Raw genomic sequence first — 19620 nt, forward strand, 5'->3', positions numbered from 1 at the left:
ACCCTCCGATTAAGATACGCGGATGCGCGGGTTGAGGAAAACGTAGCCGATGTCGCTGATCAGCTGTGTGACCAGCACGACCAGCACGGCAACAATCGAGCACGACAGCAGCAATTCGATATCGTTGTTCGAAGCCCCTTGGACCAGCGTCCAGCCGAAGCCTTTGTAGTTGAACAGCGTCTCGACGATCACAACGCCTGTCAGCAGCCACGGGAATTGCAGCATGATCACGGTAAAGGGCGCGATAAGCGCGTTGCGCAAGGCGTGTTTCATTACAATGTTGCCGAAGCTGACCCCTTTGAGGCGCGCGGTGCGGATATACTGTGCGGTCATCACCTCGGTCATCGAGGCGCGGGTCATACGGGCGATATAGCCCATACCGTAAAGCGCCATCGTCAGCACAGGCAGGGTAAAGTTGGCAAAGGTCAGCCCGTCCATCGCCGATGCGGCGGAGCCTTTAAGCCACTTTATTCCGAAGGCGGACACGGCGAAGATAAACAAGACACCCGATACATATTCGGGCGTTGCGGTTGTCACGATGGAGAACACTGAAAGCGAACGATCTGTGCGTGATCCTTCGCGCATACCAGCAAGAACACCGACAATCAGCGCCATAGGCACCATGACGATCATGACCCAGAACATCAGTTTGCCTGTCAACGTCAGCCGCGTCTTGATGATCGTCGAGACATCATCGCGCAGAACGGTGGAATAGCCAAAGTCACCTTGCAGGATGCCGCAATATGTCGGAGCGTCCGCGAAGGTCATGCCTTGCTCAAGACAGCGCCCACGCTCTTCGCCGCGCACTTCTTTTGTCCAACCGGGCACAATCCCCAACCATTGACCATAGCGGCCAATCATCGAGCCGTCGTAGCCGTTGTTGGCGATCCATTGCTGCACTTCGGTGTCGGTCATTCGGGCCGACCCTTGTGTTTTGGCAAGTGTTTCGAGCTTTGCGTCGAGGTTGGTCAGCCAGAATACGATAAACGTCAGGCAGAGCATGGTCAGAAGCATCAGCCCCAACCGCTTGAGTATGAACAGTCCCATAAGGTCCCCTGTTGGTGGCGAGCGCGCAAATCTTGTCGTCTGCGGCGCAGTGGCTTTTCGCGGGATATGTGAAAAGAGAAGGGCGGCAGGAAAGCCCCGCCGCCCCTGGGATCAGATCCTATGCAAAACCCAAGTTGTGCACGTTGATCTCGAACTTTGGATGCATTTCTGCATTCACGATACCGTCTTTGTAGTGACGGAAGAGCGAGCGCCAATAGGGCTGGATGGTCACACCTTCATCTTGCATGATCGCCTGCAGCTTGGCCATCACTTCGCGGCGCGCATCAGCGTCCGCGATTGCAACGGCTTCGGCCAGAAGGGCATCAAACTCGGCGTTTTCAAAGCCAGCTTCGTTCCACGCTTCACCTGACTTGTAGGCGAGCGCCAGAATTTGCACACCAAGCTCGCGGTGGTTCCAGTTGGTCGAGCTGAACGGATATTTCGTCCAGTCGTTCCAGAAGGTCGCACCAGGGATGACGGTCCGCTTGACCTTGAAGCCAGCGTCGCGCAGCTGTGCGGCAACCGCATCGGTCGTGTTACGGCGATAGTCATCGTCGATCGAGATGATCTCGTGTTCAAAGTCCATCATGCCAGCTTCTTCCATCAAAGCGCGCGCCTTTTCGACATCGCGCTGCAGCGGTGGAAGCTCTGCATATTCAGGGTGCACGGGTGCGACGTGGTGGTTTTCAGCCACGATGCCTTGGCCAGCAATGCCCAGTTCAAGCGGCACGTTGTTGTCGACGGCCAGCATGATCGCCTGGCGGACGCGCTTGTCTGCGTAAGGCATCATGCCGTCAACTTCGGCTTTCTGGTTGGGACGGATCACAACTGTCGCAGCCGTGACAACTTCGGATTTGTTCCAGCCGATGCTGTCGAAGATCGAAACGAAATCACCCACGGATTCGTAGACCATGTCGAATTCGTCAGCTTCTGCACCTGCCACCCAAGCCGCAGGATCTGTGCCAAGGTCAATAAACTCAACGCGGTCCAGATATGTTTCGCCCCAGTAGTCATGGTCTTCGTTTTTGACCAGAACAGCTTTGACGCCCACATCGTAGCTTTCGATTTTGTAGGCACCGGTGCCGATACCGTGTTCGGCAATGTCTTGGCCGATCATGTCTTTGTGCTGCACAGCCGATGGATAATCCGCAATGCCCGGAACGATTGTGATGTCTGGCGCAGTCAGGTTCAGGCGGACTGTGTAGTCGTCTACCACTTCGATCGCACCTTCGCGTGCCATGCCTGTTTCTTCGTCAACCAGCGCTGCAACGCGCGACGCCATCGAGTTGCCTTCGACGTTTTTATCAGCCCATGCAACGAAGTTCGCAGCAACGTGTTCTGCCGTAAGGTCGTCGCCGTTGTTGAATTTCACGCCTTGGCGCACATTCAGTGTATATTGCGTTGCATCTTCATTGGCTTCCCACGATTCAAGCAAGATACCTTTGAACGAACCATCGCGTTGATATTCGATCAGGTATTCACAGATACCGCGCGTGATGTTGGCCATTTGCGACCAGTCAAAAGCGCGTGGATCTTTCAGCGCGCGCACTTCTTGCTGGATACGCAAGGTGCCACCCATCGATGGCTTAACCGAATGACCAGCGGCTTCTGCGGGGTTTGCCCCGATCAGGCTGTAGGCGGTTGCAGTGGCAACACCCAACGCGCTGACACGCGTCATGAATTCACGGCGGTCCATTTTGCCTTCAAGGTGTTCCTTGGCAAACATTTCCGCGGCTGAGTGGACCTTTTGGGTCTTGAGCGTCATCTTTATCTCCCTGTGACACGTTCATTTTTGGTAAGGATTAATGGCGTTTTATTCACGCATTCATTCGAACGCGATTGCTCTTCATCCCAACTCACTGTGCAGTGAGCCTTAGTTTGAAGGTAACGTCAACGGTCCGTTCCCGCTTTTAATGTAACAAAAACGACATTTATTTTTGCTCGGTGCGACATGGCGGCAGAGGTGCGGGCGTGGTTTACTTTGGGTAAAGGTTCCCCAGAATCACGCATTTCGGCCAAAACGCACTGTTAACCGGGGACCGGGTTTGGCGGGGTTGGTCGGGCTTGCCGGTGCAGGCAGGCCCCGCATTTCACGAAATTGGCGCGGTGGCATCTGAGCATGTTGCTGGAAACTTCTGGTAAAATAAGCGGGCGATGAAAAGCCAAGGCTTTCCGCGATCAGTTTGATGGGCTCATCTGTGTCTATCAAAAGACGGCGTGCTTCGTGTTGGATGCGATATTGGATGAGCGTCGATGCGGGCAGTCCCACGGCCGCATTGCACACGCGCGAAAGATGAGTGGCGGTCACGCGCAAACGGTCTGCATAATGCCCCGATGTTTCGCCTGTTGGGAAGCGTGCGACCAAATCCGCGCAGAACTTTTGCATCAACCGTTCCGCAGCCGTGGTCTTACGCAGGTCTTGCGTCATACGATTACGATCCATCCAGACGCCCAACAAAGCCGCATGGGCAGCGCAGGCGACATCACTGCGCGGGGCTGTTTCGCTTACCTCTTGGGTCAGGTTGTCCCAAAGGTTGTTGACCACCTGTTGCATTTTGACGTCCGTCACCCTGATAAACCGGGGGCCTTCTGGTAAAGAAAACGTGGAGTCAGACGGAAGGGAAATGATGGTGCCAAATGTGCCTGTTGGCAGTTGGATCGCGTGCAACGTCTCGGCTGGCACAAACATCGCAACGCTGCCAGACATGGCCCTTACACGTCCGCCGATCATGACAGACCCTGTGCCACGTGTGATCCAGACAAACCGATGCCACGGCACGTCATGGGGCAATTCCAAGCGCCACTTACCGCCAGCTGCGACTTGCGCCAATGGCTGAACGGCTTCGGATACCTGCGGCACAGAAAGGTCGGTCATGCGGAGATCGCCTTGGAAATTATTGCGTTTGTGCAATTATTCATGCGCATATCGGCGGGTTTGTCGAGAAAAAAGCGGATTGCCACTAGTTGCTTGGGTCAAGGCCATGCCAGTCTTTCATCCGGGCCCGAAACCATGTGCGTTGGCGTTTGGCGTATTGCCGAGAGGCTGTGATGGCCGCCGCGCGTGCTGCCTGCAGTGTGATATCACCGCGCAGATGGGCGATCAGCTCAGGTGCGCCAATCGCACGGGACGACAGATGGTCTGCGTCCCAACGCGCAAGATTTGCTTGTGCTTCTTCAAGTGCGCCGTTTTGCAACATCAGGTCAAAGCGCTGTTCGATGCGGGCGTTAAGCCAGTCTTTTGGGGCGTCCATGACAATCGGAAAACACTGATCGAGCGGCAGGACCGCAGGCGGCGTTTCATCTTGCCAGGCCGCAAGGGGACGGCCTGTGTTTTGCAAGACCTCCCAAGCGCGTTGGATGCGCATGGGGTTGTTTTGGTCAATCCGTGATGCGGTTTCGCAGTCCAGTTCTGCCAGCAGCGACGCCACTCCTTTATCCGCGATCCGTGCATTAGCGGCGTTGCGTATTGCGTCTGGTGTTGGTGGAATATCGGCAAGCCCTTCTGTGAGCGCCCGAAAGTTAAGCCCCGTGCCGCCGACGATGATTGGCCGCGTCGTGCCGATAAAAGGCGTCACCTCGCGCAGCCAATGCCCCACGGAATACTGGCCATCAAAAGGGATATGGCCATAAAGCATGTGGGGCGCGAGGGCGTGTTCCTCTACCGAGGGTCGGGCTGTCAGCACGCGCCAGTTTTCAAACACCTGCAACGCATCGGCATTTACGATCGTGCCGCCCTGACGCTGTGCGATTTCCAGCGCGAGGGCTGATTTGCCCGATGCGGTGGGGCCGGCGATCAAAACAGGGGCACCATGCGGAATTTTATCAATGATATGAAACACCTGATGGCCCTTGTGCTTTGCCTTTGCATTGAATTCCGCTGGATCGCCGCACCTGTTGCTTTGTGCATTGAACCTGCTTTGGGATTAAGACATTTTGGCAGGCAGTGTAAGTCAGATCGTTCGGGGGATTCCATGTCTGAGCCGCAAACCACATTCAAACGCGTCATGTTAAAGATATCGGGTGAGGCGTTGATGGGGGATCAGGGCTATGGGTTGCACCCACCGACGGTAGAGCGCATTGCAAAAGAAGTTCTGTCGGTTCAGGAACTTGGCGTTGAGATCTGCATGGTGATCGGCGGCGGCAATATCTTCCGCGGATTGCAAGGCAGCGCCCAAGGTATGGAACGCACCACAGCAGACTATATGGGCATGCTTGCAACGGTGATGAATGCGCTTGCCATGCAATCGGCACTCGAAGGTCTGGGCATTCATACCCGTGTGATCAGCGCGATCACGATGAACGAGGTCGCAGAGCCCTACATTCGCCGCCGCGCCGTGCGTCACCTGGAAAAGAAACGCGTCTGCATTTTTGCGGCGGGCACGGGCAACCCGTATTTCACAACGGATACGGCCGCCACGCTGCGCGCCAATGAAATGGCATGTGAAGCGATCTTTAAGGGCACCAAAGTCGATGGCGTCTACGACAAAGACCCCGCCAAATTTGAGGACGCCGTGCGTTACGAGGACGTCAGCTATGATGAGTGCCTGGCAAAACGCCTGAATGTGATGGACGCAAGCGCCATCGCCTTGGCGCGTGACAATGATTTGCCGATTATTGTGTTTAGTCTGGACGAGCCCGGTGGCTTCCGCGGAATCCTTGCAGGGCAGGGCACCTATACACGCGTCCACGGCTAGCCATATAACACGCTGGAAAGCAGGGGCGAAGCTGGTTATAAGCCCCAAGCAACGGACACATAAAAATATACGGGCCAAACATGTCTGACGATTTTCTACTTGATACCGACGATCTTGAGCGCCGCATGGATGGCGCGATTTCAAACCTGCGCACGGAATTTGCATCGCTTCGCACAGGCCGCGCCTCTGCGTCGATGCTGGAACCTGTGATGGTGGATGCCTATGGCTCTATGACGCCGATCAATCAGGTAGGCACCGTGAACGTGCCAGAACCGCGGATGGTGACAATCAATGTTTGGGACAAAGGGCTGGTCAACAAGGTCGAAAAGGCCATTCGCGAAAGCGGTCTTGGCATCAACCCGCAGCTGAACGGCACAATCATCATGCTGCCGATCCCCGAATTGAACGAAGAGCGTCGTCGCGAGTTGGGCAAGGTTGCTGGCAGTTACGCCGAAAACGCGCGCGTCAGCATTCGCAATGTACGCCGCGACGGGATGGACCAGATCAAAAAGGCCAAAAACGACGGGATGTCCGAAGATGACCAAAAGCTTTGGGAAGCTGAGGTTCAGGAGATGACCGACAAATATATCAAATCAATCGATGACTTGCTGGAAACAAAGCAAGCAGAGATCATGCAAGTGTGACCTTGCAAAGGGGCGCTTGCGCCCCGCAAATGACGGAGGGCGATGGTATGCCCAAGGACAGTGAACACAACGGCCCAAAACACGTTGCCGTCATTATGGATGGCAACGGACGTTGGGCGACCAATCGCAAAAAGCCACGGCTGTTTGGGCACCATGCGGGCGCGCGTCGCGTCAAGGAAATTGTGCGCGCCTGTCCGGATGTTGGCGTCAAATATCTGACGATCTTCGCCTTTTCGACCGAAAACTGGAAGCGCACCCAGACCGAAGTTGCAGGTCTTATGAAGCTGTTTCGCCGCTATATTATCCGTGAAGCCAATGATCTTCTGGCCGAAGGGGTGCGCGTGCGTTTTATCGGCGATCGCGTGCGTCTGGACGAAAAACTGGTGGCTTTAATGGATCAGTTGGAACTGCTCACCAGCCAAAACGACAAAGTGCATCTGACCATCGCCCTGAATTACGGGGGGCGTGACGAGGTGGCCCGCGCCACCCAGCGTTTGGCCTATGATGTGCAGGCAGGCAAATTGAAGCCCGAAAACGTGGATGAAGAAACGCTGCCGCGCTATCTGGATACGCATTTTTTGCCCGATCCCGATCTGGTCATTCGTACCAGCGGCGAAGCGCGTATTTCCAATTTCCTGCTCTGGCAGTCGGCCTATGCGGAATATGAGTTTATCGACACGCTATGGCCTGATTTTACCAAGGATATCTTTGGTGAAGTGGTCGGGCGGTTTGGCACGCGCGAGCGTCGGTTTGGTGCCGTTCTGGCATGATCCCACCAAAGTCCGAGGCCAAGAAATGGGATGACCTGCGCACGCGGGTCGGGTCTGGCATCGTTATGGCGCTTGTCGGTCTGGCGGGCATTTGGGCCGGCGGCGTTTGGTTCCAGATGCTGACCGTCTTTGTAACGGCTGTGATGGTCTGGGAAGTCGCCATGATGATCCAGCCTGAACGCCCCACACCTGCTATGCTTGGCGCGGCACTGACAGCCTCTGTCTTGTCGGGGCTCTTGGCCAATGACTATCACATCTTTCTACCGCTTCTTTTGATACCCGCACTCGCCGTTTTTGCCAGCCTGAAACAAGAACGCCTGACAGGTTTGTTGTTTACCTTGGGCATTCTGTTGGCAGGGTGGGGCCTCGTGATTTTTCGCGCGGACTTTGGGGCGCAATGGCTGTTCTGGTTGGTCGGTGTGGTCGTTGTCACGGATGTTGCAGGGTATTTTGCGGGGCGGTTCATCGGCGGACCTAAGTTTTGGCCAAAAGTCAGCCCCAAAAAGACGTGGTCTGGCACGGCTGCTGGCTGGCTGGCCTCAGCCCTGGTTGGTGCAATCGTGGCCCGCGTGACGGATGCAGGTGCTGCGATCATATTGGTCTCGGTCGCGCTCAGTTTTGCCAGCCAGATGGGGGATATCGCGGAAAGTGCGCTCAAGCGGCGCGTGGGTGTCAAAGACAGCTCAACCCTTATTCCGGGGCACGGCGGTTTGTTTGACCGGTTTGACGGATTGCTTGGCGCTTCGCTTGTGATGCTTTTCGTGGCCTTTGTGCTTGATGTGTCAGGGGTCGCCTTTTGAGACGGGTCAGTATTTTCGGGGCGACAGGCAGCATCGGTCAAAACACCGTTGATCTGATCAAACGTGCGCCTGACGACTATGATGTGGTCGCCCTGACTGGTGGTGGAAATATCGCCCAATTGGCACGGGACGCCAAAGATTTACGCGCTGAAGTCGCTGTCACCTGTTACCCGGAAAAACTGCCGCAATTGCGCGCGGCACTGGCGGGAACCGGGATTGAGGTCGCGGCAGGTGACGCGGCAATTGCCGAGGCCGCAGCGCGCCCTGCGGATTGGGTTATGTCAGCCATTGTCGGCGCGGCGGGTCTGGTGCCGGGGCTTGAGGCGTTGAAACAGGGCACAACGCTGGCTTTGGCAAACAAGGAGTCGCTGGTCACGGCTGGCCCGCTTTTGATGGGCACCGCACGGACGCATGGCGCAACGGTGCTGCCTGTCGATAGTGAACATTCGGCCGTCTTTCAGGGGTTGATCGGCGAAGACATCGCGGCGGTTGAACGGATCATTATCACCGCCAGCGGCGGCGCTTTTCGGGATTGGCCGTTGGAGGCCATCGCTTCGGCCACGGTCGCTGATGCGTCCAGCCATCCAAATTGGGACATGGGCCAGCGCATCACGATCGATAGCGCATCCATGTTTAACAAGTCCCTCGAGCTTATTGAAACAAAAGAGTTTTTCGGTGTAAAGCCTGACCAAATTGAAACGGTCGTTCACCCGGAGTCCCTTATTCACGCCTTGGTCGGATTCAATGATGGTGCGCTGATGGCGCATGTAGGGCCGCCCGATATGCGCCATGCGATTGGCTTTGCGCTTCATTGGCCTGAGCGCAAACATCTGCCTGTTGATCGTCTTGATCTGGCTGCCATCGCGCAGCTTACGTTTCGTGCGCCCGATGATGCACGGTATCCCGCCTTGCGCCTTGCGCGCGATGTCATGGAAATCGGCGGAATGGCAGGGGCTGCCTTTAACGGTGCCAAGGAAAAAGCGCTTGATCTGTTTATCGGCGAAAAGATCGGTTTTCTTGAGATGGCACAGGTGGTTGAAGGTGTGTTGAACCGCATGGATCAGCAAAATTGCCTTAGAAATGCCGCAACAGACCTTGATACGGTGCAGGCCGCGGACCACATGGCACGCAAGATAGCACAAGAACTCAGCGCAACCGTCTAAGGGGCGATACCTATGGATCTTACCACATTGATCAGCGGCTTTGGCGGCGTGGCTTATACACTTCTGGCCTTTGTTGTGGCGCTTTCGATCATCGTGGCGATCCATGAATACGGACATTACATTGTCGGGCGTTGGTCTGGCATTCACGCCGAGGTTTTCAGCCTTGGCTTCGGCCCTGTCCTGTATAGCCGGACCGACAAACGTGGCACTGTTTGGCAAATCGCAGCGCTTCCTTTCGGGGGGTATGTGAAGTTTTTGGGCGACGCGAATGCGGCATCCGTCGGCGGAGAAGAGGGCGGCCCCACCGGGCGCAACACCATGACAGGCGCGCCCCTTTGGGCGCGGGCGGCCACCGTTGCAGCCGGTCCGATTTTTAACTTTATCCTGACGTTTTTGATCTTTTCGGCCGTGGTGTTTTTCAATGGCCAAACGGCCAATCCTTTGAAAGTCGACAGTTTCCCACCTTTGCCACCGCAGGTTCAACTGGAGCTGCAAGAGGGCGACCAACTTCTGCAAATCGAAGGTCTAGAGGTCAGCACGGCGGAAGCGTTTGGTCAGATCATTGACGCCCTTCCTGTCGAACCGCGGCTGGATTACACGGTGCTGCGCGACGGCCAAGAGGTGACTGTGGAGGGGCCATTCCCCTATGTGCCGCTTATCAGCAGCATTGCCCCGCGGTCTGCCGCCATCTCGGTCAATCTGCGTGTCGGTGACGTCATCACAGCGATTGATGGTGCGCCCATTTACGCTTTTAGCCAGTTACAGGAAGCGGTCGTAAATTCCGAAGGCTCTGCGCTGTTGTTGGACGTCTGGCGCGACGGTGAGGAAATGCAGTTTACGCTGGTGCCCAGACCGCGTGACCAGCCGTTGGCCGACGGCACCTTTGAACGCCGCTGGATGATTGGCATCGGATCGGGCCTGTTCTTTGAGCCCGCAACCGAACCTTTGGGCGCATTTGCCGCGATGGGGGCGGGGGTCAGCCAGACCTGGGGGGTGATCACCAGTTCTCTGGACGGGTTAAAGCAAATCATCACAGGCGCCATCAGCACCTGTAATCTCAATGGTCCGGTTGGCATTGCCCAAACATCGGCGGCTATGGCCAGCCAGGGGACGCAAAGTTTTATCTGGTTTATCGCTGTGCTTTCCACGGCCGTTGGTTTGCTCAACCTCTTCCCGATCCCTGTATTGGACGGCGGGCACCTTGTGTTTCACGCCTATGAGGCCGTGACAGGGCGCAAACCCTCTGACCGTGCGCTTCAGATATTGATGGCGGCAGGGCTTACTTTACTGTTGTCGCTCATGATCTTTGCGCTTGGAAACGATATTTTCTGCCCATAAGGCAAAATCGGCTTTGCCCCAAAAGCAATCGGCTTTTGCCCCATTCCCGCCACATTTGCGGGCGACCGTCAGATGAACGCAAATGGAGTTGATCTGATGCAAACGTTGAACGCTGGATACCGTGGCCTAAGCTTGATTATGGACCTGAATTGGGACCGTGCCTTGTATGTGGCGACGATTGCTGGCGCGCTCTGGGTTGGATCCTTCATCGGCACTCTTTTCTAACATCCTTCCAAGGAATTTCTGCGTGCATCCGCCTGCACGTGGCAACACTTGCGCCGCCCTGGTTTGGAGCGGCGTTTTTTCATTGTTCGGCTTCGTCGGGTTGCTTTTGACAAGCTGCAGAGAAGGGGGTAGTCCACCCACACTGGATATCTGCTGCGGAGACCATGAACATGGGCGTTTTTACGAATAAACTGGGCACATTGCGCCAAGCGTGTTTAGGGCTCGGCCTCGCACTTGCGTTCACTGGCATGGCCGCGGCGCAGGCGTTTCAATTCTCCACCGTCGAAATCGAAGGCAACCGCCGTGTAGAAGCAGGCACCATTCTGACGTTTGCGGGCATCTCGCGGGGTGAAACAGTTTCGGCCGGCCGTCTGAACGCAGCAACACAATCGCTTTTGGAATCGGGACTGTTTGAAAGCGTTGAACTTGAACCGCGTGGCAGCACGCTGGTGATCAAGGTACAGGAATTTCCGACGATCAACCGCATCAATATCGAAGGCAACCGCCGCATTGATGATGAACCGCTGATTGGGATCCTCAGTTCGCAACCACGCCGTGTGTATAGCCCCACCATTGCCGAACAAGACGCGCAACTGATCACCGAAGCCTACGCACAGCAAGGCCGTTTGGCCGCCACGGTGAAGCCAAGCATCATTCGGCGTAGCGAAAACCGGGTGGACCTTGTGTTCGAAGTGACCGAAGGCCGCGTGGTCGAGGTGGAACGCCTGTCTTTTGCTGGCAACCGCGCTTATTCGGACCGCCGCTTGCGTCGCGTTTTGCAAACCAAACAGGCGGGTGTGTTCCGTCAGGTGATCTCGAACGATACCTTTATTGAGGACCGTATCGAATTTGACAAACAGGTGCTGACTGACTTCTACCGCTCGCGCGGGTTTGTTGATTTTGAGGTCCAGAATGTCACGTCAGAGCTGACCCGTAACCGTGACGGCTTTTTGCTTACCTTCAGTGTGCGCGAAGGCCAACAATTCACCTTTGGTGAAACCACGGTCGTCAGCCTGATCGATGATGTGGACGAATTCGATTTCCAAGACGCGCTGAAGCACCGCGTTGGATCGGTTTATGCGCCAAGCGTGATTGAAAACAACATTGCGCGTCTGGAACGCCGCGCTTTGCAACTGGGCCTGAATTTCATTCGGGTCGAACCCCGCGTCACCCGCAATGACCGCGATCTGACCCTTGATATCACCTATGAGCTGAGCCGCGGCCCGCGCGTGTTTGTCGAACGGATCGATATCGAAGGCAACAACACAACGCTTGACCGTGTGATCCGTCGCCAGTTCAAGATTGTCGAAGGGGATCCGTTCAACCCACGCGAAATCCGTCAGTCCGCCGAACGTATCCGTGCGCTTGGGTTCTTCTCGAACGCGGATGTGTCGGCGCGCGAAGGCTCGTCGCCCGAACAGGTGATCGTCGATGTGGACGTCGAAGAACAGCCAACGGGGTCGCTGACCTTTGGCGCAAGCTATGGCACGAACGACGGCTTTGGCGTTGCCATCCAGTTTCAGGAACGTAACTTTCTGGGCCGCGGGCAGCTGTTCTCATTCGGTTTCAATACCGCCGATGGAAGCGAGTCTGTAGACTTTAACTTCGTTGAACCCGCCGTTCTGGATCGGGATCTCTCGTTTGGCCTGCGCGGATTTTACGGCACAACTGACAGCGAATTTGCGGCCTATAATACCGAACGTGCCAGCCTTTCCCCGTCTTTGACCTTCCCGGTCAGCGAAAACGGTCGCCTGTCTGTGCGCACCACGCTTGGATTTGACGAAGTGTTGGAAGTGCAGGATGGCTCGAATTTTGAAAATGACGGCATCACGGTTATTCCAGCCTCGTCGGATTTGCTGGTGGCCGAACAGGACTTGGGGCGCCGCGATTATCTTTCTGTCGGCTATACCTATTCCTTCGACAACCGCACATCGGGGCTGAACCCCAATGCGGGCGTGCTGTTCCGGTTTGGACAGGACTTCGCGCTGGCGGGTGACAAGGAATATATCAAGACATCGCTGTTCTTGGGCGCTGAAACACAAGTTCTGAATGAAGAAGTCACCTTGCGTGCGATTTTCGAAGGTGGGGTGCTGAATTCACTTGGCGACACCGACAGTTCGATCATTGACCGCTTTTCGGTCAATGGCACGATGCGCGGGTTTGAACCCAATGGTATCGGTCCTCGTGATTTGAATGCCCCGAACGAAGACGCTTTGCGCGGGAATTACTTTGCGCTGGCGCGGTTTGAAGCCGACTTCCCGCTTGGGTTGCCAGAAGAATACGGCATCAACGGTGGTGTCTATTTTGATATCGGCTCGGTCTGGGGGCTGGATAATGATCTGAACGGCGCGATTGATGACAGCCTGATCTGGCGGTCCTCGGTGGGGGTCTCACTGTTTTGGGACACAGCACTTGGGCCTTTGCGTTTTAACTTCTCAAAGCCGCTCGAGTTTGAGGACTATGATAAAACGCAAACCTTTGATCTGACGGTTTCGACCTCTTTCTGATGCGCGGCGCTGGCAAAACGCTGGCAATCTGGGCCGCGGTGATAGCCGCGGTCTGCACGCCCGTCACGGCCCAAGAGGCAAGCCAACCGCCTGCATCCAGAGAACTTGCGCCCCAAATCCCGTTCACCGTGGTGCCGCAGAATACGCTGCTTATTCTGGACAGCGACCGGTTCTATCTGCAAAGCGCATTTGGCCGCAGGATCGCGGCGGAACTGGAGGCGGAACGCACCAGACTTCTAGCCGCCAAAGAGCAGGTGGAAGCCGAGCTGGAGGCCGAAGAAGCCCGTTTGGTAACCCTGCGTGACACCACCGCACCAGAAGACTTCGCCAAAATGGCCGACGCTTTTGATGCCCGCGTGCAAGAAGCACGCCGCGCCCAAACCCTCACGTCCCGCGCATTAAGCCGCCAGGAAGAAACGGCCCGTCAGCAATTTTTCCAACGCTCCCTGCCGGTTTTGGCGCAGTTGGTTGCCGACAGCGGCGCGCTTGCCATTCTTGAACGCTCAACAGTTTTTCTATCGGCTGACAATATCGATATCACCGACGCCGCCATCGAAGCGGTTGACGCAGCTTTTGGCGATGGCACGCAATAGCCCCACGCAATAGCCCTTGGCTTCCTTGCCCCAAAGGGCACATCTTGTTAGTCAGATTGTAAACACTCACGATCCAGAATGATAAGGGATTCAAAACCTAATGAGCGACGATCTGAAATCTGCAGATATTGGCCTGATCCAACGGATCATCCCGCACCGTTATCCCTTTCTTCTTGTCGATAAGGTGGTCGACATTGATGGCTACGCATCCGCCGTTGGCATCAAGAATGTGACGATGAACGAGCCGCATTTTCAGGGGCATTTCCCCTCAAAGCCGATTATGCCAGGGGTCACGATTATCGAAGCTATGGCGCAGACATCGGCCGTGATGGTCGGTGTGGCGATGGATATGGTCGACAAGGATTTGCTGGTCTACTTTATGGGCATCGACAACTGTAAATTCCGCCGCATGGTCACGCCAGGCGATGTGCTTCGGATGGAGGTTGAGACGACACGCGGTAAACCCGGCGGCAAGGTCTGGAAGTTCCGCGGCGTTGCAACGGTCGATGGCGAAATGGCCGCAGAATGTGATTTTACCGCCATGATGGACCTGCCCAAATAGATGGCCCGCGATATTCATCCCTCAGCCGTGATTGAAGACGGCGCAGAGATTGCCGACGGCTGCGTGATCGGCCCGTTCTGCGTGGTTGGCCCCAAGGTGCGTCTGCACGCAGGTGTCGTGCTCAAGTCCCATGTGGTTGTCACAGGCGATACCCAAATTGGACAGGACACAGTCGTTTTCCCGTTCTCCAGCATCGGTGAAATTCCGCAGGACCTGAAATTCAAAGGCGAAGAAACCAAACTTGTCATTGGTGCACGCAACCGCATTCGTGAGCATGTCACCATGAACACGGGCACCCATGGTGGGGGTGGTCTGACAAAGGTCGGCGATGACGGGCTCTTTATGGCAGGGTGCCACGTGGCACATGATGCCCAGATTGGTGACCGCGTTGTGATCGTTAACCAGACCGCCATTGCAGGGCACTGCATTGTCGAAGACGATGTGATCATCGGTGGGCTGTGCGGCATCCACCAATTCGTGCGTATCGGTCGGGGTGCCATCATCGGCGCTTTGTCGATGGTGACGAATGATGTAATCCCGCATGGTCTGGTGCAAGGCCCGCGTGGCGAGCTTGATGGGCTGAACCTTGTGGGCCTGAAACGCAAAGGCGTGGACCGCGCCGATATCACCGCTCTGCGCGTTGCCTTTCAAACCCTGCGCCAAGGCGAGGGTAGTTTTGCAGAACGGGCCGAACGGCTGACCCAAGACAGTGATAGCGCTTATGTGGCCGATATGGTGCGGTTTATAACGGCCGCGACCGACCGCCACTTCCTGACGCCAAAATGATTGCCCTGATCGCAGGGCAGGGTGCATTGCCTGCACATCTGAGCGTTGCGATGCAGGCGCAGGGTCAAGCGCATGTGATCTATGCGCTGCAAGGACAGGCCCCCGATTTGGACGGGATCAAAACCTTTCGCTTGGAACAGCTTGGCACGCTGCTGGCCGAGCTTGGTGCGCAAGGGGTCACTCAGGTCTGTTTTGCGGGTGCTGTCACGCGGCCCCAGATCGATATGTCCGCGATTGATGGCGCGACCTTGCCGCTTGTTCCCAAGATCGCCGCGGCCATGGCGGGGGGGGATGATGGCACGCTGCGTGTGGCCATTGGCCTTTTTGAAGACGCCGGTTTTGACGTGATTGGCGCACCTGCTATTTTGCCCGATCTGTTACCAAGCGCAGGTGTGCTTGGGGCCGTTCGTCCGTCCGAACGTGATCTAAAGGACATCACACGCGCACAGGATGTGCATGCGGCACTGGCTGCAGCAGATGTGGGTCAGGCCTGTATCGTGGCCCATGGTCAAGTGCTGGCCGTCGAAGCGATCAAAGGCACCGACTGGATGATGCAATCGCTGATGGTCCAGCCCGCGCCAACAAATGCAGCCAGCACGGGCGATCTGTTTTCCGATCCGCTTGGCTTTGCGGCGGACGTCATGGGCGGGCCTGTGGTCGCACCTGTTGCCGCCGCCCAACGTGACCCAAGCCTTCCTACGGGTGGCGTGCTGTTCAAGGCTCCAAAACCCGCCCAGGACATGCGGATTGATCTGCCCACGATCGGTCCGGCAACGATTGATCGGGCTGCACATCTGGGCCTGAACGGCATCGCCCTTGGGGCAAACACCCAAGTGATCGAGCTGGACCGCGTGATCGCCGCAGCCGATGAAACAGGGTTGTTTGTTACGGTTATCCCATGAAGGTATTTGTCATCGCGGGCGAACCCTCTGGCGATGCGCTTGGTGCTGCGTTGATGGACGGGCTTGCAACGCTTGGGCAGCAGGTGGACTACCAAGGCATTGGTGGTCCGTTGATGCAGGCGCAAGGTCTTACCAGTCAGTTCCCCATGTCAGAGCTTTCCTTGATGGGGATCGCTGAAATACTGCCCAAATATATGCACCTTAAACGCCGTATTCGCGAGACTGTTGATGCGGTGCTGGCAGCGCAACCTGACGTCTTGCTGACAATCGACAGCCCTGATTTTTGCTTGCGCGTTGCCAAGGCCGTCAAAGCCCAAAGCACTATTCGCACAGTGCATTACGTTGCGCCAACCGTGTGGGCGTGGCGGCCCAAACGGGCGGCGAAAATGGCAGGCGTCATAGATCATGTTCTGGCGCTTTTTCCCTTTGAGCCGCCGTTGATGCAGGCCGAAGGGATGGGGTGTGATTTCGTCGGGCATCCCGTTGTGGCCCAACCCGTAGCAACCCCTGAGCAGGTGCAGTCGTTTCGCGCATCGCTGAACCTTTCCCCCGATGCGCCTTTGGTTCTGGCGCTGCCGGGGTCACGGCGGTCCGAGGTCAGCCGCCTTGCGCCGATTTTCGGGCAAGCCTGCCGCGATATTCTGGACGCCCACCCAAACGCACAGGTCATCGTGCCTGCCGCGCCGTCTGTTGCGGCACTTGTTCAAGAGGTGACCCAAACATGGTCCGCGCCCGTTTGTGTCGTGGATAGCGCCGATGCAGCGATGAAAAGAGCCGCCTTCGGTGCAGCGGATGTGGCCCTTGCCGCATCTGGCACGGTGTCGCTTGAATTGGCGGCGGCAGATACACCTATGGTTATTGCATATGACATGAATTGGATCAGCCGTCAGATCATTGGGCGAATGTTGCTGGTCGATACGGTGACGCTGGTCAATCTGGTGTCCGAAACCCGCGCTGTTCCCGAATACATCGGCCCCGATTGCCAACCCGCGCAAATTTCGGCGGCGGCTCTTCGGGTTCTGGCAGATCCTACAGCGCAACATGATGCGATGGCCAAAACGATGAAAGCGTTGGGGCGGGGCGGGCAAGCACCTGGCGTGCGTGCGGCACAAGCGTTGTTGAACGCGGTTTAGGCGCCGCGCCAGATCCAGCCACCGCCCAAGATGCGGCTGCTGTCGTCTTCGTAAAACACACAGGCTTGCCCCGGTGATACACCTTCTTCCGCGGTCAAAAGCTCTACCTCGGCAAATCCATCTGGTTTGCTGCGCAAAATCGCAGGGCGCGGCGGACGTGTTGAACGCACCTTTACCAGAATCTCGCGTTCTGCTGTGCCCTCGAACGGCCCATCGCCAAGCCAATTCACTTCTTTGACGGGAATAGTGCGCGTGGCCAGCATATCCTTGGGGCCAACTACGACCTGTTTTGCATCAACGTCCAGCTTCACCACATAGAGAGGTTCTGCCAAACCGCCAATGCCAAGCCCGCGGCGCTGACCAATCGTGTAGTGAATCACCCCGTGATGACGGCCAAGCACTGTGCCGTCGGTATCCACAATGTCACCCGGTTCTGCAGCACCCGGCCGCAGTTTTTCGATCACTTTTGCGTAGTCCCCATCGGGCACAAAACAAATATCCTGACTGTCGGGTTTGTCTGCGACGGCCAGCCCGTATTTTTCGGCCAAGGCGCGGGTTGCGTCTTTGTTGGGCAGATGGCCCAACGGAAAGCGCAGATAATCCAGTTGCTCGGGCGTGGTCGAGAACAGGAAATATGACTGGTCTTTTGTGGCATCTTCGGCGCAATGAAGCTCGGGGCCATGCGCGCCCATCTTGCGCTGAATATAATGCCCTGTTGCCATGCAATCAGCATCAAGGTCCTTGGCCGTTTCCAGCAGATCCTTGAATTTCACCCGTTCATTGCACCTGATACACGGCACCGGCGTCGCGCCACCAAGATAGCTTTCGGCAAATTCATCCATCACGGCGTCTTTGAAAATGTTTTCATAATCAAGCACATAATGGGGGAAGTTCATGTCTTCTGCCACGCGACGCGCATCATGAATGTCGCGGCCTGCGCAGCACGCGCCCTTTTTGGCCAACGCGGCACCATGATCATAAAGCTGTAGCGTAACACCAACCACATCATAGCCTTCTTCGGCCAGTTGCGCCGCCACAACCGAACTATCCACACCGCCTGACATTGCAACGACAACGCGGGTTTCAGATGGCGGTTTGGCAAAGCCAAGCGAATTCAGATCTGACGTCTTATCAAGGGCCATGTCAGCAGCTTTCCAAAGCAAAACGGAACGGGATTGGCAGACATATAATAAAATTCGACAGACTAACAAGGCGCAGTTTCACCGCTCCTTAAGACTGTTTGGGCAATATGGCCCAAAGGTTGAACGAAGAAAGGTTGTAATATGTTTTTGAAAAAGGTGGATGGGCCGCGCTCGGTCACACTTCCTGATGGGACAATTCTGACCCACGCAGATTTGCCAGCGGCCGATACGCGGCGGTGGGTGGCATCGCGCAAGGCCGCAGTGGTTATGGGCGTGTTGTATGGATTGATTGCCAAGGATGAGGCGTTGAAGAAGTATGCCCTGTCGGAAGAAGAGTTTGATGGGTGGTGTGCCGCGATCGTTGATCATGGCACTGCCGCTCTAAAGGCGACCAAACTTCAAGACTATCGACAACCGTAGGTTGTGCGTGTATCCCTAAGACGTTTTTTACGAGACGTTCAGGGGTTGTTAACGATTTTTGGCAATGGTGGTCACCAGAAACGCCCAACGAACTGCCACTTTGGAGATCGCTTATGCGCATACTACTTGTCGAAGATGACCCGACCACATCAAAAAGCATCGAAATGATGCTCTCGCATGCCAATTTGAATGTCTATTCCACCGATCTGGGGGAAGAAGGCATCGATCTGGCAAAGCTTTATGATTACGATCTGATCCTGCTTGATCTGGGCCTGCCCGATATGAATGGGCATGAGGTGCTACGCCAGCTTCGCCTGTCCAAGATTGAAACGCCGATCCTTATTCTGTCGGGCTCTGCGGAAGTGGATGACAAGATCAAGGGCTTCGGTTTTGGCGCCGACGACTACATGACCAAACCGTTTATGCGCGAGGAACTGATTGCACGCATTCATGCCATCATCCGTCGATCAAAGGGGCACTCACAATCGGTTATCGATACGGGCCGCATCTCGGTAAATCTTGATGCCAAGACCGTTTCAGTTGGCGGAAAAACGGTGCATTTGACCGGCAAGGAATATCAAATGCTTGAACTTCTCAGCCTGCGGAAAGGGACGACCCTGACAAAGGAGATGTTCCTGAACCATCTTTATGGCGGCATGGATGAACCAGAGCTTAAGATCATCGATGTATTCATCTGCAAATTGCGCAAAAAACTGGCCAATGCCACAGATGGCGCGAATTATATCGAAACGGTCTGGGGACGCGGCTATGTCCTGCGGGATCCCGAACCTGTCGGCAATGAAATGGAGCGCCTGGCTCTGGGTGCCTAAACCATAGGTCTGTGAATTCGAAAAGGGGCTAGGATCAGGCCCCTTTTTGCGGCTGGCCTTTGAC

At 56.0% G+C, this 19620-nt stretch carries 20 protein-coding genes; 15 read left to right on the forward strand and 5 right to left on the reverse strand.

Annotated features, from left to right (window positions below; genetic code table 11):
* Positions 1–9 precede the first annotated feature (9 nt).
* From L1065_RS00460 to miaA, 4 genes are all read right to left on the reverse strand, one after another.
* On the reverse strand, positions 10–1047 hold the full coding sequence (locus L1065_RS00460; protein WP_237093478.1) for an ABC transporter permease: 1038 nt from the start codon (positions 1045–1047) through the stop codon (positions 10–12).
* A 118-nt stretch (positions 1048–1165) separates the two neighbouring features.
* A complete protein-coding gene (locus tag L1065_RS00465) occupies positions 1166–2812 on the reverse strand; it encodes an ABC transporter substrate-binding protein (RefSeq protein WP_237093479.1) in 1647 nt (548 codons plus the stop codon).
* Positions 2813–3049: 237 nt separating this feature from the next.
* Positions 3050–3922 (reverse strand): helix-turn-helix domain-containing protein, encoded by an 873-nt coding sequence (locus tag L1065_RS00470; RefSeq protein ID WP_237093480.1) that lies wholly within the window; start codon positions 3920–3922, stop codon positions 3050–3052.
* Between the two features lie 85 nt (positions 3923–4007).
* The gene (gene miaA, locus L1065_RS00475) at positions 4008–4886 is read right to left on the reverse strand and encodes a tRNA (adenosine(37)-N6)-dimethylallyltransferase MiaA (RefSeq protein ID WP_237093481.1); all 879 of its coding nucleotides are present in this window, start codon (positions 4884–4886) and stop codon (positions 4008–4010) included.
* 132 nt (positions 4887–5018) lie between these two features.
* Here miaA and pyrH point away from each other — a divergent pair, with 132 nt between their 5' ends.
* From pyrH to lpxB, 13 genes are all read left to right on the forward strand, one after another.
* Positions 5019–5741 carry a UMP kinase gene (gene pyrH / locus L1065_RS00480; protein WP_237093482.1) on the forward strand — a complete coding sequence of 241 codons (723 nt, stop codon included), beginning with the start codon at positions 5019–5021 and terminating at the stop codon, positions 5739–5741.
* An 80-nt stretch (positions 5742–5821) separates the two neighbouring features.
* The gene (gene frr, locus L1065_RS00485) at positions 5822–6385 is read left to right on the forward strand and encodes a ribosome recycling factor (protein WP_237093483.1); all 564 of its coding nucleotides are present in this window, start codon (positions 5822–5824) and stop codon (positions 6383–6385) included.
* A 47-nt stretch (positions 6386–6432) separates the two neighbouring features.
* Positions 6433–7155, forward strand: a complete 723-nt coding sequence (uppS, locus tag L1065_RS00490; protein WP_237093484.1) for a polyprenyl diphosphate synthase — start codon at positions 6433–6435, stop codon at positions 7153–7155.
* On the forward strand, positions 7152–7955 hold the full coding sequence (locus L1065_RS00495) for a phosphatidate cytidylyltransferase (RefSeq protein WP_237093485.1): 804 nt from the start codon (positions 7152–7154) through the stop codon (positions 7953–7955). Before uppS ends, L1065_RS00495 begins: the two co-directional genes overlap by 4 nt.
* A complete protein-coding gene (gene dxr, locus L1065_RS00500) occupies positions 7952–9118 on the forward strand; it encodes a 1-deoxy-D-xylulose-5-phosphate reductoisomerase (protein WP_237093486.1) in 1167 nt (388 codons plus the stop codon). The genes L1065_RS00495 and dxr overlap by 4 nt, the downstream gene beginning before the upstream one ends.
* Positions 9119–9130: 12 nt before the next feature.
* Entirely contained in the window at positions 9131–10456 is a 1326-nt protein-coding gene (rseP, locus tag L1065_RS00505) for an RIP metalloprotease RseP (protein WP_237093487.1), read from the forward strand.
* Between the two features lie 96 nt (positions 10457–10552).
* Positions 10553–10681: a hypothetical protein gene (locus tag L1065_RS15785; protein ID WP_255765935.1), complete on the forward strand. Its 129-nt coding sequence runs from the start codon at positions 10553–10555 to the stop codon at positions 10679–10681.
* A 170-nt stretch (positions 10682–10851) separates the two neighbouring features.
* On the forward strand, positions 10852–13188 hold the full coding sequence (gene bamA / locus L1065_RS00510) for an outer membrane protein assembly factor BamA (RefSeq protein ID WP_370641105.1): 2337 nt from the start codon (positions 10852–10854) through the stop codon (positions 13186–13188).
* Positions 13188–13781 (forward strand): OmpH family outer membrane protein, encoded by a 594-nt coding sequence (locus L1065_RS00515; protein ID WP_237093488.1) that lies wholly within the window; start codon positions 13188–13190, stop codon positions 13779–13781. The genes bamA and L1065_RS00515 overlap by 1 nt, the downstream gene beginning before the upstream one ends.
* 100 nt (positions 13782–13881) lie before the next feature.
* The gene (gene fabZ / locus L1065_RS00520) at positions 13882–14343 is read left to right on the forward strand and encodes a 3-hydroxyacyl-ACP dehydratase FabZ (protein ID WP_237093489.1); all 462 of its coding nucleotides are present in this window, start codon (positions 13882–13884) and stop codon (positions 14341–14343) included.
* A complete protein-coding gene (gene lpxA / locus L1065_RS00525; protein WP_237093490.1) occupies positions 14344–15129 on the forward strand; it encodes an acyl-ACP--UDP-N-acetylglucosamine O-acyltransferase in 786 nt (261 codons plus the stop codon).
* Positions 15126–16031 carry an LpxI family protein gene (locus L1065_RS00530; RefSeq protein ID WP_237093491.1) on the forward strand — a complete coding sequence of 302 codons (906 nt, stop codon included), beginning with the start codon at positions 15126–15128 and terminating at the stop codon, positions 16029–16031. Before lpxA ends, L1065_RS00530 begins: the two co-directional genes overlap by 4 nt.
* The gene (gene lpxB / locus L1065_RS00535; protein ID WP_237093492.1) at positions 16028–17164 is read left to right on the forward strand and encodes a lipid-A-disaccharide synthase; all 1137 of its coding nucleotides are present in this window, start codon (positions 16028–16030) and stop codon (positions 17162–17164) included. The genes L1065_RS00530 and lpxB overlap by 4 nt, the downstream gene beginning before the upstream one ends.
* Here lpxB and mnmA read toward each other — a convergent pair.
* The gene (gene mnmA, locus L1065_RS00540; RefSeq protein WP_237093493.1) at positions 17161–18306 is read right to left on the reverse strand and encodes a tRNA 2-thiouridine(34) synthase MnmA; all 1146 of its coding nucleotides are present in this window, start codon (positions 18304–18306) and stop codon (positions 17161–17163) included. The genes lpxB and mnmA overlap by 4 nt on opposite strands.
* A gap of 141 nt (positions 18307–18447) precedes the next feature.
* Here mnmA and L1065_RS00545 point away from each other — a divergent pair, with 141 nt between their 5' ends.
* Both L1065_RS00545 and ctrA read left to right on the forward strand, forming a co-directional pair.
* Positions 18448–18726 (forward strand): DUF1153 domain-containing protein, encoded by a 279-nt coding sequence (locus tag L1065_RS00545; RefSeq protein WP_237093494.1) that lies wholly within the window; start codon positions 18448–18450, stop codon positions 18724–18726.
* Between the two features lie 113 nt (positions 18727–18839).
* Positions 18840–19556, forward strand: coding sequence for a response regulator transcription factor CtrA (gene ctrA / locus L1065_RS00550; protein ID WP_237093495.1), 717 nt, complete (start codon positions 18840–18842; stop codon positions 19554–19556).
* The last annotated feature ends 64 nt before the right edge of the window (positions 19557–19620 follow it).

The organism is Nereida sp. MMG025 (genome assembly GCF_021654165.1).
GTDB lineage: Bacteria > Pseudomonadota > Alphaproteobacteria > Rhodobacterales > Rhodobacteraceae > Nereida.